The sequence below is a fragment of the Affinundibacterium baiyunense genome (genome assembly GCF_018139645.1).
In the GTDB taxonomy this organism is placed as follows: Bacteria; Pseudomonadota; Gammaproteobacteria; order Burkholderiales; family Burkholderiaceae_D; genus Undibacterium; species Undibacterium baiyunense.
The window spans coordinates 120,741-133,589 of the sequence record NZ_JAGSPM010000011.1 but is presented as its reverse complement, the minus strand read 5'-3'; the positions used below and the strand labels follow the sequence as shown (position 1 = coordinate 133,589).

The 12,849-nt window shown below is 43.1% G+C and carries 9 protein-coding genes; 4 read left to right on the top strand and 5 right to left on the bottom strand.

Translation table 11 applies throughout. The annotated features are described in order from the left end of the window. Positions 1 to 217: 217 nt before the first annotated feature. Both KDM92_RS16100 and KDM92_RS16095 read right to left on the bottom strand, forming a co-directional pair. Positions 218 to 856, bottom strand: a complete 639-nt coding sequence (locus KDM92_RS16100; protein WP_212685442.1) for a CoA transferase subunit B — start codon at positions 854 to 856, stop codon at positions 218 to 220. Positions 857 to 883: 27 nt separating this feature from the next. After that, positions 884 to 1,582: a CoA transferase subunit A gene (locus tag KDM92_RS16095; RefSeq protein ID WP_212685441.1), complete on the bottom strand. Its 699-nt coding sequence runs from the start codon at positions 1,580 to 1,582 to the stop codon at positions 884 to 886. Between the two features lie 207 nt (positions 1,583 to 1,789). Between KDM92_RS16095 and KDM92_RS16090 the strand changes: the two genes are divergently transcribed. After that, positions 1,790 to 2,347, top strand: coding sequence for a LuxR C-terminal-related transcriptional regulator (locus KDM92_RS16090; RefSeq protein ID WP_212685452.1), 558 nt, complete (start codon positions 1,790 to 1,792; stop codon positions 2,345 to 2,347). A gap of 39 nt (positions 2,348 to 2,386) precedes the next feature. On the opposite strand, the gene KDM92_RS16085 is transcribed toward KDM92_RS16090, so the two are convergent. Next, positions 2,387 to 3,514, bottom strand: coding sequence for a response regulator (locus KDM92_RS16085; RefSeq protein ID WP_189346702.1), 1,128 nt, complete (start codon positions 3,512 to 3,514; stop codon positions 2,387 to 2,389). Between the two features lie 88 nt (positions 3,515 to 3,602). Beyond that, positions 3,603 to 7,895 carry a response regulator gene (locus KDM92_RS16080; RefSeq protein ID WP_212685440.1) on the bottom strand — a complete coding sequence of 1,431 codons (4,293 nt, stop codon included), beginning with the start codon at positions 7,893 to 7,895 and terminating at the stop codon, positions 3,603 to 3,605. Positions 7,896 to 8,202: 307 nt separating this feature from the next. Here KDM92_RS16080 and KDM92_RS16075 point away from each other — a divergent pair, with 307 nt between their 5' ends. The 3 genes from KDM92_RS16075 (at position 8,203) to KDM92_RS16065 (ending at position 11,572) form a co-directional block, all read left to right on the top strand. Beyond that, positions 8,203 to 9,273: a response regulator gene (locus KDM92_RS16075; RefSeq protein ID WP_212685439.1), complete on the top strand. Its 1,071-nt coding sequence runs from the start codon at positions 8,203 to 8,205 to the stop codon at positions 9,271 to 9,273. 184 nt (positions 9,274 to 9,457) lie between these two features. Then, positions 9,458 to 10,699 (top strand): polyhydroxyalkanoate depolymerase, encoded by a 1,242-nt coding sequence (locus KDM92_RS16070; RefSeq protein WP_212685438.1) that lies wholly within the window; start codon positions 9,458 to 9,460, stop codon positions 10,697 to 10,699. Positions 10,700 to 11,041: 342 nt separating this feature from the next. After that, a complete protein-coding gene (locus tag KDM92_RS16065) occupies positions 11,042 to 11,572 on the top strand; it encodes a C40 family peptidase (protein ID WP_212685437.1) in 531 nt (176 codons plus the stop codon). Positions 11,573 to 11,575: 3 nt separating this feature from the next. Here KDM92_RS16065 and KDM92_RS16060 read toward each other — a convergent pair whose 3' ends face one another. Continuing rightward, complete coding sequence (locus KDM92_RS16060; protein ID WP_212685436.1) at positions 11,576 to 12,520, bottom strand: patatin-like phospholipase family protein; 945 nt, start codon at positions 12,518 to 12,520, stop codon at positions 11,576 to 11,578. Positions 12,521 to 12,849: the final 329 nt, after the last annotated feature.

Here is a 12,849-nt window from a genome sequence, read left to right as displayed (position 1 = left end):
TACTTAATGCAAGATACCCCAGTGCGCCACTTAAATACTCTTGCACTACACGGTATTTAAACTCTTCTGTATGTTTAGCCATTAAAAAACCCCAAAAGTTGGTGTCCAACTTTTGGGGTTCAGTTTAGAAGAAATTTCTTCTCAGGCTTTTTTCTCGTTTTTATACCCGACAAATTCAATCAATGCATGATCGACATACAAGTCGATTACGCATTATTTAAATCGCGCTCATATCAATTGTCGCTTCCGTTTTTGCCTGAATCTCTTCCTTGCTAACCCCTGGCGCCAATTCAACCAACTTCAATCCGCTTGGTGTAACATCGATTACACCCAGATCGGTGATAATACGATCTACCACAGCAACACCAGTTAATGGCAAATTACACGTCTTCAAAATCTTATGTGCATCGCCTTTCGCAACGTGCTCCATCAACACCACAACACGGCCAACACCTGCGACCAAATCCATTGCGCCGCCCATGCCTTTTACCATTTTTCCTGGAATCATCCAGTTGGCAAGGTCGCCCTTTTCTGAAACTTGCATTGCGCCCAAGATTGCCACATTAATTTTGCCACCGCGGATCATTGCGAATGAATCAGCAGAACTAAAAATCGATGAGCCTGCTAAGGTCGTTACCGTTTGCTTACCTGCATTGATCAAATCTGGATCAACTTGATCTTCTGTTGGAAATGGGCCGATGCCTAGCAATCCGTTTTCAGATTGCAACCACACTTCCATATGGCTTGGCACATGATTCGCCACCAAAGTTGGCAAACCAATTCCCAAGTTCACATAAAAACCATCTTGTAATTCTTGCGCCGCGCGAGCAGCCATTTCGTCACGATTCCATGCCATGATGATGTCCTCTTTCTTATTCGGTGATTAACTTTGGGATACAGTGCGCTGCTCGATGCGTTTTTCTGGATTCGCATTGACAACGATACGATGCACATAAATACCCGGTGTATGAACCTCATCAGGATCAATCTCACCAATCTCAACCAAATGTTCGACCTCAACCACTGTGATTTTGCCCGCCATTGCCACATTAGGATTGAAGTTGCGTGCAGTTTTGCGATACACCAAATTACCCGCTTTATCGGCTTTGTAAGCCTTTACCAATGAAACGTCCGCTACTAATGAACGTTCCATCACGTACTGTTCGCCATCAAACTCACGCACTTCTTTGCCTTCTGCGACGATAGTACCGACACCCGTCTTAGTAAAAAACGCAGGAATACCAGCGCCGCCAGCACGCAATTTCTCTGCCAATGTGCCCTGTGGCGTGAACTCCAACTGCAATTCGCCAGCCAAATATTGGCGTTCAAATTCTTTATTTTCGCCCACATAAGAAGAAATCATCTTAGTGATTTGACGCGTTGTCAGCAATTGACCCAAGCCAAAACCATCAACCCCTGCGTTATTTGAAATGGCAGTTAAGTTCTTTTTACCACTATCGCGCAATGCAGCGATCAAGGCTTCTGGAATGCCGCACAAACCAAAACCACCAACTGCGATAGTCTGACCATCTTTAACAATATCAGCCAGTGCCGTAGCGGCATCAGGATAAAGCTTATTCATATGTCTCCCTTTTCTAGGTGTACAAAAAAATTAAGGATAGAGCGCATTTACTGACAATGCAATACCGTAGAACTACTAGCGAAAGTGTGCACAAAGTCTCTTCGTTTTTGCACACAATAGGTGAATAACTCGCCAGAAAATAAGCTTCGTTGTATTCTAATGGACTTATTACCCTCATATGCCTTACCAATTCCCTTCTCTATCGCCATGCCCGTTGCCACACCCATTGATTTTGAAAGTATTTTTCAATTAGCACCGATCGGCATGTGCGTTTCGCAAAACCGCAGGATCAGCGCATGCAATCGAGCTTTAGCAAGCATGTTTGGCTATCAGCAAGAGGATTTAGTCGGACAATCTTTCTTGATTTTATATCCGAGTCCAGATGAATTTGAGCGAACCGGCGCACGCATCGAACCAATTATCAATGCCACCGGAACATATTCAGACGAGAGAATCATGAAGCGGGCAAACCAGGAGTTATTTTGGTGCCATGTTACAGGCCGCTCACTAAATCCCGCGAATGCGCATGCCTCAGGAATTTGGACATTTGACGACTTAAGCGCCAAACGCAAAGTATCACAAGAGTTATCAACCAGAGAACGCGAAATCGCCGCGCTCTTAGCCGAGGGACAAACCAGCAAACTAATCGCGCGCAACTTACATTTAAGTCCACGCACGATAGAAATGCATCGCTCTAAATTGATGAAAAAACTCAATGCCACGACATCGAGTGATCTTATTAATAAACTCTTACGAATAAATTGATTGTAAAGATCAAAAAATACATCGGCGTTTTTTGTATGGCTAAAACACTTCAGTTTCGCCCCCCTCCCCCTCTTGGTAGCGCATCGCGATTTCCTTAAATTCATCCGTGATCTTTAAAAACACATCCAAAATATCGGGATCGAAATGCGTGCCGCGTCCTTTGCGCATGATATCAATCGCTTCTTCATGCGTGAATGCTGGCTTATAAACCCGTCTTGAAATCAAGGCATCATAAACATCGGCAACTGCCATTAATCTTGCAGAAATGGGAATTGCATCGCCAGACAAATTTTCTGGATAACCAGAGCCATCCCATTTTTCTTGATGCGAGTAGGTAATTTCACGCGCGAAACGTAAAAATTCATTACTTTCACCGAGATAACGTTCTACCGATAAAATCGTTTCGCGTCCATAATTGGTATGCAGCTTCATAATTTCAAATTCTTCTGAAGTCAGCTTGCCAGGCTTCAAAAGAATATTGTCTGGAATGCCGACCTTACCGATATCGTGTAAAGGTGCGGACTTATATAAAAGCTCTATATTTTCATCGGTCAATTCAGCTGAAAAGCGAGGCAAGTGTTTCAGCTGCCTTGCCAAAGCGGCGACGTAATTTTGCGTGCGACGAATATGATTGCCCGTTTCGTTATCACGTGTTTCGGCTAAGGAAGCCATCGCCATAATGATCGCGTCCTGCATCTTAGCAAGCTTGCGAGTGCGGTCTTTAACTAGGCCTTCCAAATTTTTATTCTGATCTTGCAAAAGATTTCTGGCTCTCACCAAGTTCAATTGTGTTGCCACCCGCGCCAACACGATAGGCGGACTTACTGGCTTACTAATGTAGTCCACGGCGCCCAATTTCAATCCCATTTCTTCGTCTGAAACTTGGCTTTTAGCCGTCAAAAAGATTATAGGAATGTGATTAGTTTGGGGATTCTCTTTCAAGCGACGACAGGTTTCATAGCCATCCATCTCAGGCATCATCACATCCAACAAAATCAAATCGGGGCTAGGGTCTATCGAAGCAATATGCAAAGCTTTCAAGCCATTGGTCGCGATCTTAATCTTATACTTGTCTTTGAGCAGTGCGGAGAGCAAAGTTATATTATCGGGAGTGTCGTCTACGATTAAGATGACTTGCTTCGCATCTTGGTCCTGAGCATCATTCATATTTCACCTTAGAATAAGTTCAACGTTTCAATTGCTGTCATTACTTCAAAACTAATTCTCTTCGTTTTGTCGGACTGCTTACCACCTTTTATTCCAAGCTCATACCAATCATGTGGGCGTTACCTTTCATAATTGACTGAATTACATCAAAGTCATACTGTGAGGCAGCCCGCATGATTTGCTTTTGCACATCCGAACCAAACGCGAGGTTTAGCTCCTCCGTCGCATCTTGCAACAATTCCAACGCATCGCCATCATAACTAGCAACCAACTTATAGCATGCGCGTAACTTCGCATGCACTTCCTCTGTACTTAAGCTGGCGCTGTCACGTTCGCCGTGGCTTCCGATAGCAAGTTGTTCGTTGCTCAAACAGTCTTCAATTGCTTCAATCGTAAAGTGTAATTGTCGCTCGGCGCTTTCTAGCAAAGAATCCATTTGCGCGACTGGCGTCAAAGCTTCTAATTGGGCTTCGATTCGAGCAGCAAGTAATTGCACATCCGCGCCGATTAAGCCAGCGACGCCTTTGAGTGTATGAGCAACCATCTCGGCCGTTTTGTAATCAACCTGAGCTAATGCTTCTTTAATCTTACTCACAGCCATGCGCTGATCTATCACAAATAACTTCAAGAGCTTGAAGTAAAGCTGCCGATCACCCATCGTTCGACTAAGTCCAAGTCGGGTATCAACACCTTTAATACTTAAAGATCTGTCTGTATTTCCATTTGAGGAAATTGCACGATGGTCATTGCTCGTCACCACGAATGAACTGCACCAATCAGCGACTGTTTGATATAACTCGTTCGGATTTACAGGTTTGGCAATATGGGCATTCATGCCAGAATCAAAACACCGCTCTCGTTCGATCAATAATGCATGGGCGGTCATCGCAACAATCGGCAAATCTTGAAATTGTGAATTCTGACGAATCAATTTAGTCGCTTCATGCCCATCCATTTCGGGCATTTGGACATCCATCAATACCAAACCATAAAAATGTGGGTCTTGCGAAAATAAACGATCAACCGCCGCACGTCCATTGATAGCGACATCAACCATAATATCGGCCGACTCCAACAATTCCTTGGCGATCTGTTGATTGACTAAATTATCTTCTACCAACAACACGTGCAGATTTTTGCACTTGAAACTTCCGTGTATCGTGTTGACGGCATTAAAGCGCTGATGAAATGCAAACATATTCACCAAGCAATCAAACACATTTGATGTGTTAAATGGTTTATCTAAGTAGGCATCGGCGATTGTAGCTTCCTCGCGATAATTTAAATTCTCACGCGCTGTTGCACCGACCAAAGCAATTTTTGGGGCTATGCGCAATGGGGTCTGCCGAATATGGGTAATCAATTCAGCACCATCCATATACGGCATATGCAAATCAACAAACACCGCATCAAACTGACGATTCTCTTGCTCCGCTTCATTCAGAACCGTCATCGCTTCCTCGCCTGAATGCGTCAATATAGTTCGAATCCCGAATGAAGCCAATTTCGCACCCAGTAATTTTGCCGCATGCAGGTGATCATCAACGATCAACATATTCAATTGATCAAATAAATCACGATTCACTTCTATCTGCTCAATGTTCAATTTCGCAAAAGGAAGTTCAAACGAAACCACAGTTCCTTGTCCCTCTTCACTGCTTAACCAGATTTCTCCCGACATGAGATTCACCATTCCTTTTGAAATGGATAAACCCAATCCAGTGCCACCAAATTTACGCGTGGTCGATTCGTCACCTTGGCTAAACGGCATAAATAACTTTGCTGATTGTTGAGGACTCATCCCGAGGCCAGTGTCTTTGACATCAAAACGTAGGCGAACGCGATCTTCTACATTTTCGGAAACTTCAGTAACACTGCAGTGAACACAAACTTCACCTTCTTCGGTGAACTTAATTGCGTTATTCACTAAGTTAATCAATACCTGACCTAGTCTAAGCGGATCGCCCTTCAATCGCTTAGGAACATTTGGCGCGATATCAAACAAATACTCTAGGCCTTTTTGCTCAGCCTTCTCACTCGTCACCACCGCGACACTATTAAAGACTTCATCTAAATCAAATTCTAATTCTTCGATATCGAGCTTACCTGCTTCAATCTTAGAAAAATCCAAAATATCATTGATGATGCCCATCAAGGACAAACCAGCTTTGTGAATCTTTTCTACGTAGTCTTTTTGTTTGACCGTCAATTCTGTTTTTAAAGCCAAATGCGCCATGCCGATAATTGCATTCATAGGCGTGCGTATTTCGTGACTCATATTCGCCAAGAACAAAGACTTTGCCTCGGTCGTTTCTTCAGCATGACGACGCGCCAATTCAGAAACCTTTAATTCATTTTGCATTTGCAGAGTTTGCAAACGCATTTGTTCGTCCATACTTGCTTTGAGTTGCGATTCCAGCAGCTTCCGTTGCGTCAAATCAGAAACAAAAGATAAAGTCGCCGCTTGCCCTTCCCACTCAATTAACACCGAAGAAATTTCAACCCAAATCAACTGCTGACTGTATCGATGCTGTAAACGAATTTGATAATATTGTTCGACTGCCTCGCCACGCAAACGTCGCTGATGACGCTCAGTGACGATGGGTACATCTTCTATATAAATTGAAGACGTGAACGGCATACCGATCAACTCTTCATGTGAGTGCCCTGTGAGCGATTGAATCATCCGATTCGCAAATGCGATCTTTGCATTTTGAACCACCACGATCCCTTCAGTGACATTGTCAATTAGTAGACGATAGTTATATTCCGATTTATGTAAATCGTCTTCCAACTGTCGACGTGCTGAAATATCCATCACAACCCAAACGGTACCGTAGGACAAGTCATTCTTATTAACTGCACGACCAGAAAATTGCACCCAAAATAAACTACCATCACTGCGGCGCATTTGTAGCTCGGTCTCAAACGCTTCACCACGTAACACTGCCTGACTAACAGCCGCACCACTCTCTAAATAACTCTCACGCGACTCATAAAATGGCTCTAAGGATGCGCCAAGAACTCGATCACGTTCAACGCCAAAAATCTGACACAAAGGCGTATTTACCCACTGCACGCGACCTTGGCTATTCAAGAAAATCATGCCGACTATCGAGTTCTCTAGAATTGTTTCTCGCTCAGTCAACATACGCTGCAATTCATCGGCCAACGATTTGCGCTCAATGGTAATCAATTCATTGATACGTCTATCTTGTTCCGCTTGTTTAAACTCGCTACGAATTTTTAAACTTTCAACTTGAATCTTGCTCGCATTTTCCTGCATACGCAGATACAAGGCTTGATGACGCTTCTGCTCTAAATAGGCCTCTTGCCAGCGCCCAAGTTCAGCGTAAATTTCGGAAAGCTCATTGATTGCGCATAATGGCAAATGGTTGTAGCCACTCTCACCAAGTTCATCAATGGCATATCTAAGCTGAGCGATGGCTTGTTCGTAATGCCCAAATCGACGATGCAAATATCCGCTAACCCACCACATATACGGCTTCAGATGCGCATCCTCGATGGCATCAATCGAGGCCAAAGCACTCTCACTAAAATTCATCGCCTCGGCTAAATGACCTCGCATTGCCAAGGTATATGCTGCTACCGAAAGATAAAATGATCGATACGAATTAATGTACACCGCATGTATATGTTCGTTCTCGATATACTGGGCAATCACCTTGTAGGCTTCGTCAAATTTCCCTAAGGCGATCTTGCATAAAGCAAGCATGGTCGAACTAAACGGTAACAGCCATTTCTCCGAAGACGATGGTGCGACATCGCATGCAATTTGCAAAAACTCTTCTGCATCACTCGGATTACCTGTCACATATAAAACTTCTCCAAGATTGGCCGCCACTTGCGCAATTCTGCTTGCAGAATCAATCTTCCGTGCTTCATCTAATGCGCGATAAAAGTAGCGAATTGCAGACAAGGTCTCACCGCGCTCTTGGCACAGAATCGCAACGATATTCAAAGCTAAAATCAATACGCGCGAGCTAACACTGTCTAAATTAGGGATTAAATTTTGCTCCGCAAATTCTGATGCCAGTTTCACTTCTCCAAGTTTGCGATACACAATCACCAACCCAGTATTGGCAAGAAAAACTCCCTCGGAACTATCTAATTGATGAAACGTCGCCGATAGGCGTTTAAAAGACGATACCGCTTGCGGCAAATTGTTTTGAAAGTAATCAGCAAAAGCCAACAACGCTTCGGCCGCCGCGTGCAACAATACATCGTTACTGATCAGACTTTCTTGGCGCATTTGCTCTGAAATCGCACATCCGTTTGGAACAGAATCCCGCAGAATATCGAGCCCATCTAAGGTGCGTAGAAGCCAATTGTTCTCTGTGCTAGTAAAAGTTTCGTGCATAGTCACTTGGATCGAAGATGATGAACTCGGCTTCGATTCTAGCTTGAAAGAACGTAGAAATGCATTGATCGTGACAAGGACAAGTGAATTTCAGAAATTGGAAATCGACAATACAACATTTAATTGATATTTAATTACGCATTCCACATTATTTTGTTAGTAGCACTTGCATCCCTACTGAATGAGTTCGACAAAAATCGACATCTCAAATTGTCATAACGCAAAAAATTTAATATGACGTGACAAGATTCGACTTAACAACTGTTAATATCAAACAATACCAAACCGCTTATTCCGATTTCTTCAATTGAACGCTGATCAAAAAACCATTCGCATACTGTTAGCTGAGGACAATGACTTCAATCGAGAAATTACGGTTGAGGTTTTGACTCAACACGGCTATGAGGTTATCGCAACAGAAAACGGCCAACAATTAATCGACGAACTCGAAGTCAATCCAGTTGAGCATTTTCATCTGATTTTGATGGATTTAGAAATGCCCATCATGGATGGACATCGAGCCACTATTGCGATTCGACAGAAGGCTGAATTTGATGCTATCCCTATCCTTGCTTTAACAGCGCACACTTCTGACGAGAGCAAACTGGAATGCAAAAAAAATGGCATGCAAGACTTCATCAGCAAACCATTCGAGCCGTCCGTGCTATTTGCCACGCTAGAAAAATTTTTGTCCTATAAACCAAACCAATATACAGTCGCAACGCCAGTGAATTTGTATGACAATCTGCAGACGCAACCCACTGTGCTACCCAAGCTCATCCATATCGATACACAACTTGGTTTGGAACTCTGCGGTGGAAATCACTCGCTGTATCATCAACTACTACAAAGTTTCACGCGATCGCAACCAGCGACGCTGCTGCACTTTAGCGCAACCAGCGATGCGGAATATGCACAAGAAGAATTCAAACGCTTAATACATACCGTAAAAGGAATGAGTGGCACAATTGGCGCCTCACAGCTGGCTCAAAAACTAGCAATATTTGAGCAAGAATTAAAGAGAATGGATGTAAAACAAGATGTGATATTAATAGAAACTGCGTTGAAACAGATCACACAATTGCTCGATCTATGTATCAGTGAAATCAATAATTATTTAGTACATCGGGAACACAACAATCCGCAAGCACATACTACAAATTCAATAATCCAAGCGGACATCGTAGAAATCACAAAAGAACTGCAATTGCTATTACTGCGCGCAGACAGCGATGCAAGTGAGCTATTTCAGACCTACCGCTTATTATTTGAAGAAAAAATGGAGGCAATCGCTTTCAAAGAACTGGATAACGCCATGCGCGAATATGATTTTGATAAAGCAAGCGCGATTTTGGAACACGCATTGCCATCGAAATAAAACAAAAAAACACGGTTTAGAGTCAATATAAAAAATCAAAATATTAACTCTTCAACTCAAAGATATATTTATGACGCACCGCAATAATTTTAGCGTTATACTAGGCTTATCTTGTCCTGCGCTGGCATTCAAAAAGTTTCAGCAATAGGAAAGCAATTCCGTCAACAACAGGGAAAACGCGAACATGCTTTATCAATTACATGAATTAAACCGTTCATTTTTAACGCCACTAACGAAATGGGCTGAGGCATCTTCAAAACTATTTGCCAATCCAATTTCTCCACTTGCGTACACCCCCTACTCGCAAAGAATGGCTGCAGCATATGAACTCGTTTTTCGCCTTGGTAAAGAATATGAGAAGCCAGAGTTCAACATTCAATTTACCAACATCGGTGAAGAGAAAGTAGAAATCATTGAGGAAGTAACGATTTCGAAGCCATTTTGTAAGCTGATTAATTTCAAGAAAAATCTTCCTGAAAACAAACGCAAGACAAGCAAACTCGTTCAACCACGAGTGTTAATCGTCGCACCGCTATCAGGTCATCACGCTACCTTATTACGCGACACGGTTCGCAGTCTGTTGCCAACTCACGATGTGTATATTACCGATTGGATTGATGCCAGAATGGTGCCGCTTTCGGTCGGGGCCTTCCACTTGCATGATTATATTTATTACGTCCAAGAGTTTATTCGTCACTTAGCGCCAGATTTACACGTGATTTCTGTCTGCCAACCGACCGTTCCGGTACTCGCAGCGATTTCATTAATGGCCAGCGACAATGATCCAGCGCTACCAAAAACGATGACGATGATGGGTGGACCAATTGATCCACGCAAGTCACCAACACAAGTCAATACCCTAGCTACAGAAAAGAAATTTTCTTGGTTTGAAAATTCAGTGATTTATAACGTACCAGCAAATTACCCAGGTTTTGGTCGCAAGGTTTACCCTGGCTTTTTACAACATGCCGGATTTGTCGCAATGAATCCAGATCGCCACGCCCAAAGTCATTGGGACTTTTACCAGCATCTAGTGCAAGGCGATGATGAATCAGCTGAACAACATCGTAAGTTCTACGATGAATATAATGCAGTGCTCGATTTGCCTGCTGAATACTATTTAGAAACGATCAAAACGGTCTTTCAAGAATTTAGTTTGCCACGCGGCACATGGCTAGTCGAAGGAAAATTAGTCCGTCCGCAAGATATTAAAACGGTCGCATTATTCACCGTCGAAGGTGAGCTAGACGATATTTCTGGCGCAGGTCAAACACAGGCAGCGCATGATTTATGTAGCAATATTCCACCATCAATGAAACAAGATTTCGTCGCGCCAGGTTGTGGTCACTACGGCATTTTCTCTGGTCGTAAATGGCGTGAAATTGTCTGCCCTAAAGTCATTGCTTTCATGGAAAAGCACGCTTAAATTTTCTAATATCCAAATCAGCGTTTTATTTTTGATCCCATTAAATAAAACGCTGACTTATTGTTCTTGATCTTCGAAAAAAATTTCTAACACTTTAGAACGTAAAGTCATTGAAATCTTGATTTACTTGCTGTAAAAAAAACGATTCAATGAATACTTCGATAGTTTGAAACGCAATCGCCTTCGTTATAAGCGCATTCATTTTAATTTCAAATTTATCAATTAGCCGAAGTCTACAATCTAGGCTATACTCAGACCTTTCCGTAAAACAAGATTGATTACCAGCCTGATCGAAATTGCCCTATTTGGCACTTCGTCTAGCTAATCATTTTTTGCCAACTTATGAAAAAAATTCAGTCCTTGGTGGCGATCACTTTCACAATCTTGTCATTTTGTGTTTTCGCACAAACTGTCAACGCGCAAACAGAGACTCCAGCAGAAAGCTCCAAAACATTGAGTGCGCTGAAGGATCTGCGTGACCGAACTTCTGATCTCACCATCAATGCGATGAGCTTGCTCGGCATCAAATACAAACGTGGTGGCGACAGCCCTGAAAATGGCTTAGATTGCAGTGGATTCGTGCGCTTGGTGTTCAAAAACTCCAGCGAAACCGAGCTCCCAAGAACCGCAAAAGAAATCAGCGACAAAGGCGACAAGATCGCCCAAAAAGATATTAAGCCCGGTGATTTGGTGTTTTTTAATACGCTTAAAAAGAGCTTTTCGCACGTCGGCATTTATTTAGGCGATAGCAAATTCATTCATGCGCCCTCAGCTGGCGGCAAAGTCAGAATAGAAAGTATGAACGTGGCGTATTGGAAAAAACGATTCAATGGCGCCCGTCGAATCAATGACGAAGACGCCGCAAAAAACTAATTATTATCGCTCCTGAAATGCACGGATTTTTTCTTTAATTTCCGCCATCACTGCATTTGCAGCGCGCTCACCAGCCAAGATAGCAAGATTGCGGCCATTAAAATCATTGCCCTTCATCGTCGGCAAATCAGGCTTAATCACTATATCCGCACTTTTCAATTCAAATTGATTGATGCTCTGCCCCATAATCGTAAACGTCTGCATCAAAATCTCCAATGAACTACTCGCAGCCTGACCTTCTGGCGCCGATGAGATATTGACAGCTATTACAATATCAGCGCCCATATCCCGTGCAAATCGGACTGGCACAGGAGACACCAATCCGCCATCTACATAAAAACGGTCATTGATTTTCACGGGCTGGAAAACACCAGGCACAGAAGAAGATGCGCGCACCGCTAAACCCGTATTCCCACGTTGAAACAAAATCGGCATACCAGTATTTAAGTCTGTCGCAACAGCACCAAATGGTTTCTTCAATTTTTCAATCGAGGACTGACCCACCATACGATTCACGTAATTTTGTAAGGCTTCACCTTTTAAAACGCCACTACTTTTAGAGAAAAATGGTAGCGACCAGTCAGAAATCGTCGCCTCATCCATGTCCAAAGCCATCTTCTGCAAGGTGTAGCCATTATTACCCGCGGCATACATAGCACCAACCACACTACCCGCACTAGTACCAACAATCACGTCAGGAAAAATTCCCTGCGCCTCCAACACCTTAATCACACCAATATGCGCAAAACCTCGAGCTGCACCACCACCCAAAGCTAATCCAATGCGAACGGGCTTTAACACTTTAGGCGCGGGAACAACCACCGGCGTCGTGGCAAGCTTTGCCACTGGTGGTGCAACTGGCGGCGAACTAGCGCAACCAGCGAGTGTCAACACAAAAACGAGTACAGAAAAAATAGAATAAGGAAAGGTAGTAAGCAACTGGCGCATATATGAATGTAAGAGCAATACAATTTGGCTTCGCAACGACAACATCAACGATCGCGAATTCAAAAAAGTGAGATTTTAATTTAGAAAAGGGATGGACTGGTACCGCTAGATATCTTCAACTAACAAGAACAAACCACTAATGTAGTAATTATATGGTGGCACGTAGTTTTCTGTCCAAATATACGAAACTACAAGTCTGACTTCACCAAATGAAGATGGATACTGAGTTTGAATAGACAGCGCGTCTGCGCGCAATTACTAACAGTATCTGATTGGGATACGCCAGATCACTTTTCAATCAAAAAAGTGAAGATGAAAAACAAAAAAGC